The sequence below is a fragment of the Olsenella sp. KH3B4 genome (assembly GCA_900111695.1).
Lineage (GTDB): Bacteria > Actinomycetota > Coriobacteriia > Coriobacteriales > Atopobiaceae > Tractidigestivibacter.
Genome location: FOHD01000006.1, coordinates 168855 through 185470, shown reverse-complemented (window position 1 = coordinate 185470; position 16616 = coordinate 168855). Strand labels below are relative to the sequence as shown.

Sequence of the window (16616 nt, the reverse complement as noted above, 5' to 3'; positions counted from 1 at the left end):
CCACGTGACGCGCTCGATGTCGCGCAAGGCCAGGAGCCCGGACAACGCGAGGTGCGAGGGGTTCTTCGGCACTCTCAAGAGCGACTTCTTCCACGGGACCGACTGGCGGGGCGTGACGTTCGCGGAGTTCAGCGAGAGGCTGGGCTCCTACATCGAGTGGTACAGGGGCGGGAAGCCGAAGAAGGCGCTAGGATGGAGGACGATAAGGGAGCACCGTGCGGCGCTGGGTTACGCGGCGTAGCGGCGGTCCAGAGGAACGTCCGGGGTCCCTTGAAAGGTCCCGAGCGCTGCAAAATTGCGCACATATTGCTTGCACGGGGCGCACGGGCGGGGCGTTACACTCAAAGCATCGCACCGCGCAGTCACACGCAACTGCAGGCGAGGGGGACTCATGTTCAGCCCGTTTCGCGACGATCAAGGCAGGCCTAAGGCATTGGGTGACGTGGTCTGGGAGGACCTGTCCCAGCTCCAGGACCTCGAGGAGGGCTTTGCCCTTGAGTTCAAGCAGACCTTTGGGCCAAGTGTGCGTCGGAAGATCCCAAAAATCGTTGCATCTTTTTCGAACTCCCGCGGGGGCTGGCTTGTCATTGGCATTGCGGATGACTCTCGCGAGGTCGTGCCGGTTCCGCGGGGCACGGCGGACGTCAGCCAGGTGATAGGCGAGCTCTGTCGCCGGCACGTCTCGCCTGCGCCCCACTTCGAGGTCCGTTTTCTCGCGGACCCGAAAGATGACAGCCGAGGCGTCATCCTGGTGCGCGTCGACGAGGGAGACTTCCCTCCCTATGTGGCCGATGGCATAGTTGAGATTCGCGAGGGCTCCACCTCGGGGCCGGCGGACGGAACGGCGCTGGTAGACCTCTATGACCGTGCGACCAGTCGCCGGCTGGACGTGCGTAGGTTCTGCCGTCGAACGGTCTACTATCCCATGGCGGATGACGCCGCGGACCCCGTTGCCCTTTTCGACCTCTATCTGTTTAGGCTTGGCCCCGAGGAAGACGAGGCAAACTCGCGTGCGAGCATCAACGAGGGCGCTGCCGCGATGCGCGCAGCCTTCGAGTGCTACGGAATTGGCTGCCGCACCCAGCATGCACATGACAGCCTGGTGTTTCGGACGTCACAGAGGGATGAGACGGTCGTGGCGCACTCGGCTATTGAGCTCTTTCCCAACGAGTCGATGAAGCTTTCGGTACCTGCGGTAATGGTCACGGGAGACGAGTGCGAGTGTGCCCTCCGCACGCTCACCGAGCGCACGCTCTTCTCTCCGCGTTCAGACGCTCGGCTCATGGATGCCACCGCCACACTGCGTCGCGTAACGAGAATGGCGTCGCTTCTCGACCGCTACGTGCGGCTGCGCGGCCTTTCCTGGCGGGAGTACGCCGTGGCGTACGAGCTCGAGCACATGGCTGGGGTCACGCTCTGGTCGGAGAACGAGACGTACCTTAGCTACGCCGCGCGCCATGGCGTGCTGTATTGCGCAACAACCGATTGCATCTCGCGCGTTCGCTACCTCGACGATGGGGCGCACGACACGTTCCGTGCGCGCCAGTTTGCGGGAAGCCACTTCTTTGAGGCGTGCGGGCTGCCGCTCGGTTCGCCCGATCCCGATGACGTGGAGCTGGTGAACGTGCTGCTTAGCACAAGTGGCGAGAAGTAAGTGGGTGCGGGCCGCACACGGCCGCCGCCGTGCGCGGGCAGCGGGACTCGTATGGCCGACTATTGTCTTGCCGTTTGGCCCTTGAGCTCTTTTGCAACCTCGATGCCAATGCGGTGCGGAATGCCAACGACAAGTGCATTGCCCATACAGAAGGCGCGCTGCCCGTCAGTCATTCCGGTATCTGTCCACCCTTTGGGGAAGCACTGGAGCTGATCGAGCTCGTCGGGGACCAAGCGACGAAGCCGACCGTCTTCGCACTTCACAACGTGCTTGAAGCGTGAGGCCCCTCGACCACCCTCGCCCGTAAGGATGGTGCGAGAGGGCTTATCCGTTGCGTCTGGGAAGGACATGGCACCCTCTGAGTAGCTGTATTCGAAGCCAGTTGTCTTGTTGGTGCGCTTCTCCTTCTTCGAGCCCTTTAGATACTCCCACTTCTCTCGCTGCGACTCAGGAACGAAGTATTCTTCAGGAATTTCGTTTTCAGGGACGAGAACGTCACCCAGGGTCTGTTGAGGACCGTCATATGCCTCCAAAACCTTACAGGTAAGTGCCCTGTTCCCGACCATAACGCCTGCGTCAGAAAAGGGCGAAATCTTTCCTCCCACATTGAAAGATTGGGAGGCGTCATAGGGGTCTGCAGGGATATCGACATAGTTTATTTCCGCTGGCGCCTCCATGGGGAATGCGCTCGCCATTATTCCGTGGAGAAGCCTCTCTTTGAGGTCCCACCGTACCCCACGTTCGGCAAGGATATAGACTCGCTTCCTCCGCTGAGGGAAACCGTATTCTGCGCTGTTGACGACTCTCCACTCCACCGAGTATCCAAGCGAGGCAAGACAGGAGAGGATGATTGCAAAGTCTCTTCCTCGTTGCTGCGCAGGGCTTTTGAGAAGTCGGTCGACGTTTTCGAACATGCACCAGCGAGCGTTCTTAGATGACTTCGCTAGCTGCAGTTGAAGAAAGCGGTAAATAGACCACCAGAGAACGCCCTTCTTGCCTTCGATACCATTGGCCTGCGATAGCGGTCGAGCTACCGAGTAGTCTTGACACGGGAATCCTCCAACTACCATGTCGACATCGGGAATTGCTCGTTGGCCAGCGTCGTATTCATCAAGCACGGTGGCGATGTCCTCGTTGACCACAGACCCTTCTCCAAAACGCTTCTCATAGCAGCGTGCGGCAAATTGCCTTCTGTCGGACCCTGGCTCCCACTGGTTAGCCCATATGGTTTTGTAAGGTCCAGCCGAAGGCATGTTCCAGCCCCTGGCATCATTGCAATAACCCTCAAGGCCAAGCCTAAACCCGCCGACTCCTGCAAAGAGCTCGGCAACCGTAATCTGTTGGTCCACGTTTCTCCGTTCGCTGTCTGTGGACTAGTTCCTAGGCGATCATAATAGCCGATCCTCGTGACATTAATCGCCGCTATGTGCGCTCAGCACCCTCTCGATTTCATCTTTCATATATGAGGCATTGAGCCAGAAAGACTTCTTTACAGTTGGAGCGCCATGGGGTTGGGGGAGTGTGTTTTGCCTGTTGCGCGCATGTGGGCGTACATGACAGCAACGGTTTTCGCTTGCCTTGACTGAAATCTCTGCGTGTCCATGGCGTACATTTGCCTGCATCTGCTCATAGCAGCGCCGCGCTTCTGGAATGTCTTTCTCGGGCATCTGCCAGAACGCCACATCGGAGAGTCTGAAAATTCCATCGGACTCGTCACGGTAAATAACGAGGAGCCACTTCTGCTGGAGGTATTGAAGGAAGTCGGAATCCTGGAAGGGCGTCTTCTCAAGGGCATAGTAGTCAAATGGGGGAAAGGAGATGTCTTCCTTTGGGCGGCCACTTTTCATTAAGCGTATGGTCTTCGCTTTAATTCCTGCCTTGGCAAATTCATCTACCTCGGCATCTTTGGAAATACCAAGGATTGCTTTCGTAACCAAAGCGCAGGAATTCTTAGGGAGCTTCCCTCCGGGCTTTCCAATGTCAAACAGCCTGCACAGGTCTTCTTGCGTTGTCCCGAAATAGGGTTCAAAACGCTTGCGAACGAGATCAAGCAGACCAAGGTCTTTCTCGCCCTCCGTGCGCTTAATTGCCTGTCGCTTATTACGTAACTTACTTTCTGCGGCGGTCATGTAGGAAGCCTTAAGTGCCCACGCACGGGGCTTCACTTTTACGTCGGAATATGGCTGTTGGGTTCTCCTCGAACCATTTGCAGCCTTGGTGCAGGCCTCAAGATAGAGGGTATCCGAGCTCGAGATATCTTCCGCGTGTCCCGCACGAATTTTATCTACAACCGTCTCCCAGTCAATCTTGAATTGCGGCATGTCTTCCTCGGGAAGACCCCACAGCTCGGCCATCTCGATTTTGTAATCAAGCGGGTCGGCGCCCTTCTCCCACACATAGGAGACGAGAAGAATCTTCCGGGCCTTCTTGAGAAGATGGCTGGACTCAAAAGTCTCGTGAACTACGGTCATGTAGTTGATTTGCATGAGAACGAGACGCTCTTTTGCGACCAACTCACCGTTTCTGGCCTGCTTCACTGGGGTCGATTTGAGCTCAAGTCCAACTTTCGGAAAGTCTGGTGCGGATTCACTATTCAGGCTGTAGCGAAAGTAGTACTCCTCAAGCGCGTTTCCAAAAGACCCCCGCCGTTGTTTTGGACTTTGAAGTTCTGGCGCACGTGTCTTCTCGCGAAGTGTGTGGCCGACAAGGTTTCCCGCATACTCAACTATCGACTCGATCTTAGTTGGGTTATAAGGAAGTTTGTTCTTGTCCACAATTGCCTCCGGCACGCGAAGCCAAACGGATAGTTACCGACGCAACCAATTCAGCATACAGCTAGAGCTGGAGTTTTATCCGAGATGACGTCTCGCCCTGCACGACAAAGCCCCCGGTCGCATTGACGCGACCGGGGGCTTCAAGATTCGAGCGGTCTTCCCTATGCACCGCCCGATGTACCGGTGTTGGTTTGACCGCCGTTATTCGTGCCTGTCTCGCCATTGTTTGTCGAGGAGTTGCCGTTACTGGTGTTCGAACCGCTCGAGTTGGTGCTGCCAGATCCGCTCGACACCACGATAGTGATGGTCGACCCAGCCGCGGCAGTGCTGGCAGACTGGGAGATGACCCTGCCCTTTGCAACGCTGCTGCTCTGCTCGGTGGTAACCGAGACGCCGAATCCGGCGTTCTTGAGCGCTGCCTCGGCGGAGGCCTCGTCGTATCCCACGACATTGGGCACCGAGACCGAGGAGGGGCCAGTGGAGACCGTGATGGTCACGGTGCTGCCCTTGTCGGCACTCGTGCCGGCGGACGGGTTGGTGCTAATGACGTTGCCCTTCTCAACGCTGGACGAGGAGGACTGCGTGACGCTCACCTCGAAGCCCGCGTTCTGGAGCGTGCTCGTTGCGCTGGACTGGGAATCGCCCACCACGTTGGGAACAGAGACCTGCTCAGCGCCCTGGGAGAGGTGATAGGTGATGGTGTCACCGGCCTTGGCGGAGGAGCCGGCTGCGGGTTCCTGCTCGGCAACGTGACCAACCTCGACGTCGGCATTGTAGACGGAGTCTCCCGCTTGTCCCTTGAGCCCATATTTGTTGAGCAGGTCCTGCGCCTCGGACGGCGTGCAGTTGGTGAGGTCTGGCACGGTGACCGATGCCGCAGGCTCCTCGCCCTTCGACACCACGATGTCAATGCTCGACCCCTCGGTTGCCGTCCGTCCGGCACCCGGGGTCTGCTCAATGATCTTGCCTTCCTCAACAGAGGAGGAATACTGCTCGGACACGTTACCAATCTTGAAGCCATGCCCGTCGGCGTCGAGCTGGGCCTGCGCCTCGTCCTGTGTGAGGCCAAGGAGATTGGGCACCGAGTAGGCCTTCGAGCCAGACCCCAGTACGCTCACCACGATAAGCGCCACAACCACGATTCCTACAATGGCGCCGACAATCGCAAGCACGCGGTTGCGCTTCTGCTTCTTCTGGCGCTCCTCCTCTTCCTGCGCCGCCTGCTCGGTGGCTGACTGGGGGCGCATCCTGCCGGTGCTCTGCATCCGGGGCATGCTCTGAGTGGAGTTGCTCCCACGCCCGGCGAGGGGAGTGGTTGCCGCTGCCACCGGCAGCATGGCCGTGGCGTTGTTGACCGCTTGCATGCGACCGGCAAGGTAGTCGTGGAGCGTGTGATAGAGCTCGTCGGCCGTCTGGAAGCGGTCCTTGGGGTCCTTCTGCATGCACTTGAGAATGATGGCCTCAAGCTGCGGGTCTACGTTGGGGTTGATCTGGCTTGGCGGTACGGGCCGCTCGGTGACCTGCTTCATGGCAACGGTCACGGCGTTGTCGCCATCAAACGGCACGCGGCCGGTTGCGGCCTCGTACATCACAATGCCCAGGGAGTAGAGGTCAGTGGTGGGGCCAAGGGGCTTGCCCTGGGTCTGCTCGGGCGAGACGTAGTGCGCCGTGCCAAGCACGGAGTTGTCGGTGGTGAGGTGACTGTTCTTTGCACGCGCGATGCCAAAGTCCATCACCTTGATGTTGCCGTCGGGCTGCACCATGATGTTCTGCGGCTTGATGTCGCGGTGGATGATGTCGTGGTTGTGGGCAACAGAGAGCGCCTGGGCAATCTGCGAGCCAATCTGCGCGACCTTCTTGCAGTCGAGCGCACCGTGCTTGCGGATGCCGCTCTTGAGGTCGGTGCCGCGCAGGTACTCCATGATGATGTAGTAGGTGTCCCCGTCCTTGCCCCAGTCGTAGACCGAGACAATGTACGGGCTGTTGAGGGCTGCCGCTGCCTGCGCCTCCTGCTTGAAGCGTGCGGCGAACGAGGGGTCGGTTGCGTACTGGGGCAGCATCGTCTTGATGGCGACGGTCCTCCCCAGAACCTGGTCCATGCCACGGTATACCGTGGCCATACCTCCCGTGCCCACCTTGTCGAGGACCTGGTACCTTCCACCAAGGACCCTGTCTGCCATCTACCTCTCCTATCACCCAAGCGGCAACACCGCGTCTTGTATCTACGTTTGAAGTGCTCTGCGGTTCGCGTTTATAACAGCTAGCTCGTACCGTGCAGTGGTCGTGCGTTTCTCATCAGCTTGCGCCAAGCGCCTGAATGTTGAGGCAGCTCGCAAGGACCTGCCCCGCCACGCCGGCGGCGTACCCCTCGACGTCAGTGCCGTCTGCCCCTTCGATTACAACGGAGATGACGAGCGTGGGGTTGTCGTACGGCGCGAAGCCGATGAAGAACGAGTTGATCTTTCCGTCCTCGATCTGGGCGGTACCGGTTTTACCGGCCACCTGGACGCCCTGGACCTTGGCCCTTCTGCCGGTGCCGTGGTCTACGACGCCGAGCATGGCCTCCTTGACCTTGGACGCCGTGTCTGCCGAGATGGCCTGCCCCAGGGACTTGGGCTGCGTGGTGGAGATGACGGCGCCCTCGGGAGAGAGCACGTGATCTACCACGTAGGGGTTCATGACCACGCCTCCGTTAGCGACGGCCTGGGCCACCATGGCGTTCTGCATGACCGTCACCTGTGGACCGGCGGGGCTGGGGTGCTGGCCAACGGGCTGGCCGCAGGCGGCCCAGGCCGTCTCCCACTCGGTCATCTCGGAGGGTTCGGGCATGAGCGAGGCCAGCGTGTTGAAGTCCTGGCCCACGTTGGCCCCATAGCCAAAGGCGTCGGCGTACTTCACGAGGTTAGAAGCGCCAACCTGCACGCCCACCTGGCCAAAGACCGTGTTGGACGAGAGGGCGAAGGCCTCCTTCAGAGTGGGGGTGCCGTAGTCGTTATAGCCGTAGTTGCTCACCTCTGCGCCGCCAATGGTCAGAGCGGGCTCGGCGTCGTAGACCGTGTCGAGCGTGGTGGTGCCGGTATCAAGTGCCGCAGAGAGCGTGACGGCCTTGAAGGTGGAGCCAGGCGAGTAGAGCGCCTGCGTGGTGCGGTCGAGCAGCTGGGAGCCTGAGCCACCCGAGCCCATGATGCTGTCCAGCTGGTCGTAGGAGTACGTGGGCGCGCTGGCCTTGGCGAGAACGGCTCCCGTGGAGGGGTCGAGTACCACCACGGCGCCCGTGTAGCCCTCGAGCGCAGACTCTGCTGCGCGCTGCATCTGGGAGTTGATCGTGAGGGCCACGGTGTTGCCGGGCTCCTGGACTCCAGCCAGCGAGTAGAGCGCGCTCCTCCAGTCAGAGTAGTTCGAGCTGCCCGTGAGCGTGTCGTTCATCGTCGACTCGATGCCGGAGGAGCCGTAGCGCGTCGAGATGTAGCCAACCGTGTGCGACGCAAGCGAGCCCTGCGGATAGGAGCGCAGGTAGGTGCCGTCCTCCTGGCGCACACTCTCGGCCAACGTCACACCGTCGGAGGTGATGATGGCGCCGCGCTGCACGTAGGCGCTCTTGGCAATGGTGTGGTTGTTGGACGACATGTGCTGGATGGTGCTCGCGTTGATCACCTGCAGGTAGGTGAGGTTCGCGATGAGTGCTGCAAAGAGCACCGCGAAGGCGGTGATGAGGGCGGTGAGGCGCTTGCCCAGGGCCACGCGACCAAGGACGCCGGACTCCTCGCCCTGAACCTCAAAGCGGGCACGCGCATGTGAGCCGTGGACAAAGGCGGACGCCTGGGCGCCCAGCAGAGACACGCGGCCGTTTCCGCCTTGGGGGGTGCTGGCCACAAGCTGGGCCTCACGGCCCGTGCCCTCGTCACCTGCGCGCAGGAGCAGGCCCACAATGATGAAGCTCGAGAGCAGCGAGCTGCCGCCCTGGCTCATGAAGGGGAGCGTCACACCCGTGAGGGGCAGGAGCTTGGTGACGCCGGCAATGATGAGGAACGCCTGGAAGCCGATGACCGTGGTAAGACCCACTGCCGCGAAGGCGGAGGAATCGGACTTGGCGCGCGCCGCCGTGGCAAACCCGCGTACGCAGAAGAGCATGTAGAGGATGATGACGGCGCTGGCGCCCAAAAGGCCCATCTCCTCGGCGATGGCCGAGAAGAGAAAGTCGCTCTCAACAAAGGGGATGAGCGTGGGGAGGCCCTTGCCAATGCCCGTGCCCACCAGGTCGCCGTCGGCGATGGAGTAGAGCGACTGCACGATCTGGTAGCCGCTGTTCTGCGCGTCGGTCCACGGATCAAGCCAGATGTCCACGCGGATCTTGACGTGCGAGAAGAAGTGGTAGCAGAGGAAGAAGCCAATGACGAGAAGACCTATGGCGATAAACACGTAGCTCCATCGACCCGTGGCCACATAGAGCATGACCACGAAGTACATGAAGAAGAGCAGGGCGCTGCCGAGGTCGCGCTCGAAGATGACGATGAGGAGGCTGATGCCCCACATGATGAAGAGGGGGAGCAGCATGCGGAAGCGCGGGATGCGGAAGGGCCCCACGCGGTGTGCGGTGACAGAGAGAGCCTCTCGGTTGGAGGCAAGGTAGAAGGCCAAGAAGAGGACGATGAGGATCTTTGCGAGCTCGCCCGGCTGGAACGAGAAGCTGCCAAACGTGAGCCAGAGCTTGCTGCCGTTCTTCTCGGTACCAATGATCATGGGCAGGATGAGCAAGATCACGCCCACAAGGCCCAGCGTGTACTTGTAGTCCGCCAGACTGTCGAGGTTGCGCACAAAGAAGAGCGTCGCAATCATGGCCGCAACCGAGACAAAGAGCCAAAGGACCTGGTTCTCGGCTAGGTCTGGTGCAAGCCGCGTGACAAAGGCGATGCCTATGCCCGAGAGGAGAAATACCACGGGCAAGATCACGGGGTCTGCGTCGGGCGCAAGGACGCGCACGGCCACATGGGCCGCGGCAAACGCCACGAAGAGCCCCACGGGAACGGCGAGTGTCCCCAGGGAGAGGGCCACGTTGTCGTTCACGATGTAGAGGGCGTAGAGCAGGACCACCGGCACGGCTGCCAGGCAGAGGAAGAGAAGCTCCATGTTCCTGCGGTTACCACCGTGGGTTTTCTCGTTGGCCATGCTCACTCACCCCCGTTTGTCTGCGTTTCGTCCCCAGCTGCGTCGGTGCTTGTCGCGGTGTCCTCGCCATTCTGGTCCGCGGTGGAATCGGCGCCAGGCTCGCTCGCCTGGGTGCTATCCTCCGGCGTCGCCTCGCCCGTGGGGTTGCCCTCGGCCGTGACCTCGGCGGCTTTCTCGGCGGCCTTGGTCTTCTCGGCATCAATCTGAGACCGGTACGACTCGACGGTGGAGAGGGCCTCCTGTTCGCTGTTGACGTGGATGCCGCCGTTTTCGAGCTGCGTTGCCACGTTTGTTGGCAGGTCACTCACCTCGACTGCCGTGGTCTGCACCAGGTCCGAGAGCGAGACGCCAAGTATCTCGCCGTCGATTCCCTGGTAGATGCCCACGGTGTCGCCGTCGATCCCCAGGTACCACTCGTTTTTCGCAAAGGCAAAGATGCCGCCGAAAACCACGATGGCCACCAGTACCATGGCTGCCAACACGCGGAGGGCAAAGCCCACCGAGTGCTTGCGTGCCGCAGCGGCTACGCCGTCGTTCAAGATGTCCACCACGATGACGGTCACGTTGTCGGCGCCACCTGCGGTAAGCGCTGCCGAGACCAGGTTGTCTGCGGCCTGCTGCGGAGTTGCGCTTGAGACTGCCAGCGACTCTATCTCGCTGTCGGGAATCATGCTGGAGAGGCCGTCGGAGCAAATGATGACGCGATCGCCGTTGGCGACCTCGATTGAGAAGTGATCGGCGTACATGTCTGGATCGGAACCCAGAGCGCGCGTGATGATCGAGCGCGAGGGGTGCACCCGTGCCTCGTCGGCGGTTATCTGCCCGGCATCGACAAGTTCCTCGACGTAGGAATGGTCGCGCGTCACGCGCACCAGCGTACCTGCGTGAAGGAGGTAGATGCGAGAATCGCCAACGTGGGCGATGGCCATGCGGTTGCCTTCGATGAGCGCCGCCGACGCCGTGCACCCCATGCCGGGCTTGCCGCGGCCTTCCTCGGCGCCCTTAATGACGGCCAGGTTGGCCGCCTCGATTGCGGCACCCAGGAGGGTGTCGTCCGCCGTAGCGGGGGCCTTCTCGCCAATGGTCTCGACTGCGATGGAGCTCGCCACTTCTCCTGCGGCGTGTCCACCCATGCCATCGCATACGGCAAAGCAGGGCGTACGGATGAGGAACGAGTCCTCGTTGTGGCTTCGCACCAGGCCAACGTCAGAGCGGGCACCCCATGAGATGAAGGCGTTCTTGCCGCAGGTGGCGTCTGCCCCGGCGCGGCCCTCCACGGGGATGGTCGCGCGTCCCGGCGCGTTTACGGGCTCCTGCGGCTGGGTGGTGTCCGGGGACGCCGGCGCGTTTTCCTCGTGAGGGGCCTCGTTCGAGAGAGACGCGCTTGGAGCGGGCTGATCGACGGCGGCGTGAACGGGCTGCTCAACAGCGGCGTGCTTGCCCACCGGAGCCGCGGTGGGAATGTCGGGCACTGTTGTGTCGACAGGCGTGCCCTTAAGCGTGTTCTGTGGGTCTTCGGCGGCCATTATTGGCGACTCACTCGCATGACGGTGTCGCCAACCTGCACCTCGTCACCGTCTCGCAGGGTCACGGGCTGGTCGATGGTGTGTCCGTTGACCATGGTCCCGTTGGTGGAGCCAAGGTCCTCGAGGACAAGCGCCGGCCCCTGGATGGTGAAGCGCGCATGCGTTGCCGAGACGTATGGCTCGTCGATTACGATGTCAGACGATGGGGAGCGGCCAACGACCACGGGGCCCAGCACGTCTACGTGCAGGCCGCGCATGGCACGCGAGCCCTTCTCGACATCCACGCACCAGATGGCGGTGTCCCTGCGCTGACCGCGCACCAGGCCCACGCCTGCGCGCATGGCGGCAAACAGGAACACGTAGAGAAGGACCACCAGGATGATTCGCCCGGCGAAGAGGATTAGGTCAATCATGGCCTAGCTCTCCCTGAACTCGAGGTTCACGAGGCCAACGGTGATAAGGTCGCCGTCGCGCAGGATGCACTCATCCACGTCGACATCGTTCACGAGCGTGCCGTTGGTGGAGTTGAGGTCCACAATATGCCAGTTGCTGCCGTCGTACGAGAGTTCGGCGTGGCGGCGCGAGACGTTGGGGTCACGCAGGTAGATGCCACACTGCGAGCGCTCGCGGCCAATGAGGCACGAGGGCGCCTGGGCGGCGTAGGTGCGACCGCTCTGTCGGTCGATGAGCATGCATGCTGCGGGACGCGTGGGGTGTGCGGCGACCGGCTGAGCTGCTGCCGCGGGCGCGTTGCGCCGACGGGTGTCGGGCACTGCTTGTGGGGCCTGGCGTACGGGCTGCGGCTGCGGTGCGGGCGTGGGGAAGTTAGCCGGCTGTGGGGTGGCCTCCATCACGGCCTGAGCCTGCTGCTGGACTGCCGGGGAGATGGGCTTAACCACCGGCGGCACACCGGCTCCTACGGGCGTTGCAACCGGCACGGCCACGGGCGCCACGACCTGCGAGGGGCTGGCGTCGATGTAGGGGACGGGCATGGGCGTGGACGAGGAGGGCGAGGCCATCGCGGGAATCACACCGCCGGCAGGCTCGATGTAGTCCATGGGCATGACGTCCAGGCCAGCGTCCGTTCCACCGGGCGAGGGCTGTGGAGCCACCGCGGGCGCTGCGGGCTGGGGGATGGGGTTGAGGTGGCCAGCGGACGAGCGGCGGGGCCTGCCGATGGCGGCCGCACCGCCCACGCTGGAGTTGCCGCCGAGAAACGCGCGCTCCTCCTCGCGAAGGCGGGCAAGCGTCTGCTCGTTGACGTTCTCCGCGTCGACGTAGAACTTGCCGGACTTCAGGGACTCGTCGACCATGAAGCGCACGAGCGGCCTGCCCACAAGGGCATAGCCCTTCTTGTTAGCGGACTCGGTGATGAACTCGCCAAGTTCGTAGTCAATGCGCTCGTAGAGCGGGCGCATGAGCGAGTCGTCCTCGGCAGAGACCAGCACCGTATAGAGTGCGGGCGCAGTGTCCACGCCGTCGATGCGGTACGTCTCGCTCTCCATCTTGCGAGCGGCATGCTTCGCGAGCTTCTTGAACGAGAACGGCTCTGCGTAGCCCTGCGGGGCAGACTCGAAGACCGAGCTTATCCGGCCCTCAAAATCACTGAGAAAGCTCATCTAAGTCCTCGCCTTCCTGGTCCCCAGCTAGAGGACCTCTCAGGACGGTTTCTACACACACAAACACGCTCAAGAATATAGCAAGGCCACAGCCCTCCACTATGTGGCTGAACCAATACCCGCTAGATTCCATCCTGCAGGCGAGAAGCCAAAACAAGGTAATGGAGACGACTCCCAATACCTGCCCAAGGACGCCCGAGGCAACGCTTCCCCTCATGGCGATGGCAGACGCGAGAAGCGCCGAGACCCCACAACCTGCCACGATGATCCAGGTAGCAGGGCTTTCAAGCAGGGGAGCCAAAGCCGCGATGGTGGTTTGGGCCGAGAAGCCGCTTGTCGAGGCGGCACCTGACAGAAGCGAGAAAAGCGCCCCGGCGGCGCCCGTTGCGGCTGCCGGCAGCGGATCCATGCCGTAGCCTGCCAACGCGACGCCTGCTGCAGGCGAGTTGAGACAGGCGGGGGCAAGCACGGCTGCGGTGGAGACGTGATCGGTATGGCCGCAGGTAACCCACCAAGTTGCAAAACACACCGCAACGGCGAGGGCGAGCGGAAACGATGCCGAGGTGACGTTTGCCGTGGCAAGGGCAACAACCAGAGCAATGCCGGAAATGGCGGAGCCGATGGGTGGCCATGCGGCGCATGCCGCAGCCGAGACGAGGGATCCTACCAGCGAAAACGCAGATGTCGTGCCCGGAAGGGCAGGCAGGACGGCGTACATCGAGAAAAACGTGCACACTGTGGAGACGGCTCGCTCTAGCGCGGGGGCAAGCCAGGGCAGACGCACGTGCGCCGGCAGGTCAGAGGGCTCGGCAGCCACCGAGGGATCGTCGTTTTCGGACTGGTCAACCAGCTCACGGAGCGACTCCGCGCCCTCAGTCCCATCGCCCAATGTAGGAAGGATGCCCCGCGCGAACTCTTTCACGGACGAGGTCCGCTCGGATGCCGTGGGTGACAGAGCGCGAAGCAGCGCGGACTCGGCCTCCGGCGCAAGATCGGGGTCGAGCTTTGAAATTGGCGGCTTGGGGCCACGGAAGATGGCGTCGAGCGAGCCCTTGGGCGTTGCGGAGGCAAAGGGGCTTCTCGCCGTGAGCGCCTGCCAGGTCACGACGGCAAGCGAGAAGACGTCGGTTCGTTCGTCGACGAGAAGTCCCTGGATTTGCTCTGGCGGCATATAGCCCACGGTGCCCCCGCGCGCACCGCCATAGCCTGCTGCCGAGGCGAGCGTGGCCATGCCAAAGTCGGCAAGCTTCACGGTGCCCTGACGGTCAATCATGATGTTCGTGGGCTTAATGTCCAGGTGGAGCACACCGTTTTCGTGGGCGTAGGTGAGCGCCGCCGCAACCGAGCGCAGCACGTGGGCGCATTCTTCGTGCGTGAGGACGCCGTCCTCCACGCGGGCAAGCAGCTCCGCCAGGTTGAGGCCGTCGACATACTCCATGACCAGATACGCATACGTGCCGTCGGATTCGAAGTCGTAGACCGTCACGATGTTGGGGTGGGCGAGTAGGCAGGCCGTTCGTGCCTCTGCCAATGCTTCCTCGGCTGTGGAGGCGGAGATGCTGCCCACATCCTCGCTGGCCAGGAGAGGTATGCGCTTGATTGCCACCCGGCGCTGTAGGCGCGTGTCCCAGCAGGTGCATACGGTGCCGAAGCCGCCGACTCCCCGTCGCGCGAGCACGCGGTAGCGCCCAAGGAGCGTCTCCTCGGGAATGGCGCGCGTGCCAGGCCTAACCGGCCGAACGGCACTCTGTGTGGGGTTGGTGCTGCCCACGGCGACTCCCTGTTGTGCGTTTGTGGTTTGGTTTCTGCTAGCCGTGATGAAGCACATTCTACCTAAATGGGATGGCAGGGGTATCGGGCGAGCACCAATGCGGACCTTTGCTGGTCCCAAGTGTCCATTTTGGCTCTGACTTTTGCCAAACTTCTGTTGGCAATTTCGGCTGGATGCTGTAAGATATCCCAGCACGCGGGCGTGGCGGAATTGGCAGACGCGTACGGTTCAGGTCCGTATGAGAGCAATCTCATGAAGGTTCAAGTCCTTTCGCCCGCACCATGATATTTAAGGGCGTTTCCGCAGGTAGATGGCTCAAGGCCACAAGCGGGAACGTCCTTTTCCTGTTTCTAGGCGCAAATCAGGCGCTCTTTTTTGCTCTTTGGTGTGCTTGCGGGTCGAATAGACAAGCGGCGCCAACGCAAATCGCGCTGGCGCCGCCTCGTCATTCTCAGCGATATACCCTATTTGTCGGCGTCCTCGTCCTCTTCGTCGTCGTCGCCAAAGAGGTCCCAGTCATCGTCGGACTTCTCGTGGTTGTAGTACTGCTTGCGCGTGCGGCGCTCGAGGATGAACGAGATGAGCAGGCATACCAGCATGCCGCCAACAACGAGGCAAATCACGCCCGTCCTGTCGGTAAAGAGCCAGTTGAAGAATTCCTCCATGCGTAAGCCTCCCGGGCTTTGGGCCCGCAAGGGGCCAGCGGATACCGCACAAGTATATACTTGGAGCGCCGTCGGGCTGCAGCTGCGGCTTTGGCGCGCCGAACATCGCTGCGGCACATCGTCGCACATACGCAAGGGAGTTTACACATGCTCGACATTAAGTTCGTGCGAGAGAATCCAGACCTCGTCGATAAGTCCTGTGCTTCTCGCCAGAACGCGCATTGGGATCGCGAGCGTTTCTCCGAGCTTGACGAGGAGCGCCGCTCGGTCATCGCCGAGGTGGAGCAGCTGCAGGCAGACCGTAACGCCATCTCCAAGCAGGTTGGCCAGCTCATGCGCGACGGCAAGAAGGACGAAGCCGAAGCCGCCAAGGCAAAGGTGGCAGCCAGCAAGGACCGCATCGCCGAGCTTAACGAGAAGCGCACCAAGGTCGAGAAGGACCTCTTTGACCTGGTTGCCGCCATCCCCAACATCCCGCACGAGTCCGTGCCGTATGGCGTCGACGACTCCGACAACCCTGAGGTGCGTCGCTGGGGCGAGCCCACGCAGTTTGACTTCGAGCCCAAGGCGCACTGGGACCTTGGCCCCTCTACCGGCATGATCGATTTCGAGCGCGGCATCAAGCTTGCCGGCACTCGCTTCTACCTGCTTGGCGGCGCGGGCGCCCTCATGGAGCGTGCGCTCATCAACTTCTTCATCGACACCCACGTGAAGGCGGGCTTCACCGAGTGGTGGCCGCCCGTGATCACCAACTATGACTCCCTCTTTGGCACCGGTCAGCTGCCCAAGTTCGACGAGGACCTCTACCACGTGAGCGGTGGCATGTACCTCATCCCCACGGCCGAGGTCATGCTCACCAACATCCACAGGGACGAGATTCTCGACGGCGACAAGCTGCCGCTCTGGTACACCGCCTTCACGCCATGCTTCCGCGAGGAGGCTGGCTCCGCAGGCCGTGACACCCGTGGCATCATCCGCGTGCACGAGTTCGACAAGGTCGAGATGGTCAAGTTTGCCAAGCCCGAAGACTCGATGAACCAGCTCGAGAGCATGGTTGCCGAGGCCGAGAGGTGCCTGCAGCTCCTTGGCCTGCCCTACCACGTGGTCACGCTTTGCACCGGTGACATTGGCTTCTCGGCCACCAAGTGCTATGACCTCGAGGTTTGGCTGCCCAGCTACAACAATTACAAGGAGATCTCCTCCTGCTCCAACTGCTGGGACTTCCAGGCGCGTCGTGCGAACATCCGTTACAAGGACCCCGCTGAGTTCAAGGGCACGCGCCTTGTCCACACCCTCAACGGCTCCGGCCTTGCCGTGGGTCGTACCATGGCGGCAATCATGGAGAACTACCAGAACGCTGACGGCTCCATTACGGTGCCTGAGGTCCTGCGCCCGTACATGCGCGACATGGAGGTCATCAAGCCGCTTGCGTGAGACAAAG

The 16616-nt window shown here is 61.7% G+C and carries 12 protein-coding genes and 1 tRNA gene; 4 read left to right on the top strand and 9 right to left on the bottom strand.

All coding sequences use genetic code 11. From position 1 onward, the window contains the following. The coding region (locus tag BMX94_RS10910) for an IS3 family transposase (RefSeq protein ID WP_143052291.1) at positions 1-241 on the top strand (241 nt) is incomplete at its 5' end. A gap of 150 nt (positions 242-391) precedes the next feature. Continuing rightward, on the top strand, positions 392-1654 hold the full coding sequence (locus tag BMX94_RS07535; RefSeq protein ID WP_091005266.1) for an AlbA family DNA-binding domain-containing protein: 1263 nt from the start codon (positions 392-394) through the stop codon (positions 1652-1654). Between the two features lie 59 nt (positions 1655-1713). Here BMX94_RS07535 and dcm read toward each other — a convergent pair whose 3' ends face one another. The 8 genes from dcm to BMX94_RS07495 all read right to left on the bottom strand — a co-directional run bounded on the left by dcm (position 1714) and on the right by BMX94_RS07495 (position 14510). Then, positions 1714-3003, bottom strand: a complete 1290-nt coding sequence (dcm, locus tag BMX94_RS07530; protein WP_091005264.1) for a DNA (cytosine-5-)-methyltransferase — start codon at positions 3001-3003, stop codon at positions 1714-1716. A 63-nt stretch (positions 3004-3066) separates the two neighbouring features. Next, on the bottom strand, positions 3067-4428 hold the full coding sequence (locus tag BMX94_RS07525; RefSeq protein ID WP_177171374.1) for a Sau3AI family type II restriction endonuclease: 1362 nt from the start codon (positions 4426-4428) through the stop codon (positions 3067-3069). A gap of 161 nt (positions 4429-4589) precedes the next feature. Further along, the gene (gene pknB, locus BMX94_RS07520; protein ID WP_091005260.1) at positions 4590-6608 is read right to left on the bottom strand and encodes a Stk1 family PASTA domain-containing Ser/Thr kinase; all 2019 of its coding nucleotides are present in this window, start codon (positions 6606-6608) and stop codon (positions 4590-4592) included. Positions 6609-6723: 115 nt separating this feature from the next. Further along, complete coding sequence (locus tag BMX94_RS07515; protein WP_091005258.1) at positions 6724-9594, bottom strand: FtsW/RodA/SpoVE family cell cycle protein; 2871 nt, start codon at positions 9592-9594, stop codon at positions 6724-6726. 2 nt (positions 9595-9596) lie between these two features. Beyond that, positions 9597-11120: a Stp1/IreP family PP2C-type Ser/Thr phosphatase gene (locus BMX94_RS07510; protein WP_091005256.1), complete on the bottom strand. Its 1524-nt coding sequence runs from the start codon at positions 11118-11120 to the stop codon at positions 9597-9599. Further along, positions 11120-11533, bottom strand: a complete 414-nt coding sequence (locus BMX94_RS07505) for an FHA domain-containing protein (RefSeq protein WP_091005255.1) — start codon at positions 11531-11533, stop codon at positions 11120-11122. The genes BMX94_RS07510 and BMX94_RS07505 overlap by 1 nt, the downstream gene beginning before the upstream one ends. Positions 11534-11536: 3 nt before the next feature. Then, positions 11537-12739 (bottom strand): FHA domain-containing protein, encoded by a 1203-nt coding sequence (locus tag BMX94_RS07500; RefSeq protein ID WP_091005253.1) that lies wholly within the window; start codon positions 12737-12739, stop codon positions 11537-11539. Further along, positions 12723-14510, bottom strand: coding sequence for a serine/threonine-protein kinase (locus tag BMX94_RS07495; protein ID WP_177171373.1), 1788 nt, complete (start codon positions 14508-14510; stop codon positions 12723-12725). Before BMX94_RS07495 ends, BMX94_RS07500 begins: the two co-directional genes overlap by 17 nt. A 195-nt stretch (positions 14511-14705) precedes the next feature. Here BMX94_RS07495 and BMX94_RS07490 point away from each other — a divergent pair. Then, positions 14706-14792, top strand: a tRNA-Leu gene (locus tag BMX94_RS07490). A gap of 182 nt (positions 14793-14974) precedes the next feature. Here the strand turns inward: BMX94_RS07490 and BMX94_RS07485 are convergent. Continuing rightward, positions 14975-15175, bottom strand: a complete 201-nt coding sequence (locus BMX94_RS07485; RefSeq protein ID WP_091005248.1) for a DUF6724 family protein — start codon at positions 15173-15175, stop codon at positions 14975-14977. Between the two features lie 147 nt (positions 15176-15322). Here BMX94_RS07485 and serS point away from each other — a divergent pair, with 147 nt between their 5' ends. Further along, positions 15323-16609, top strand: a complete 1287-nt coding sequence (serS, locus tag BMX94_RS07480; RefSeq protein ID WP_091005246.1) for a serine--tRNA ligase — start codon at positions 15323-15325, stop codon at positions 16607-16609. Positions 16610-16616: the final 7 nt, after the last annotated feature.

Coding starts and splice junctions, on each gene's coding strand:
- serS (WP_091005246.1), top strand. CDS start 15,323: ATGCTCGACATTAAGTTCGTGCGAGAGAATCCAGACCTCGTCGATAAG.
- BMX94_RS07515 (WP_091005258.1), bottom strand. CDS start 9,594: ATGGCCAACGAGAAAACCCACGGTGGTAACCGCAGGAACATGGAGCTT.
- BMX94_RS07500 (WP_091005253.1), bottom strand. CDS start 12,739: ATGAGCTTTCTCAGTGATTTTGAGGGCCGGATAAGCTCGGTCTTCGAG.
- BMX94_RS07535 (WP_091005266.1), top strand. CDS start 392: ATGTTCAGCCCGTTTCGCGACGATCAAGGCAGGCCTAAGGCATTGGGT.
- pknB (WP_091005260.1), bottom strand. CDS start 6,608: ATGGCAGACAGGGTCCTTGGTGGAAGGTACCAGGTCCTCGACAAGGTG.
- BMX94_RS07485 (WP_091005248.1), bottom strand. CDS start 15,175: ATGGAGGAATTCTTCAACTGGCTCTTTACCGACAGGACGGGCGTGATT.
- BMX94_RS07505 (WP_091005255.1), bottom strand. CDS start 11,533: ATGATTGACCTAATCCTCTTCGCCGGGCGAATCATCCTGGTGGTCCTT.
- BMX94_RS07510 (WP_091005256.1), bottom strand. CDS start 11,120: ATGGCCGCCGAAGACCCACAGAACACGCTTAAGGGCACGCCTGTCGAC.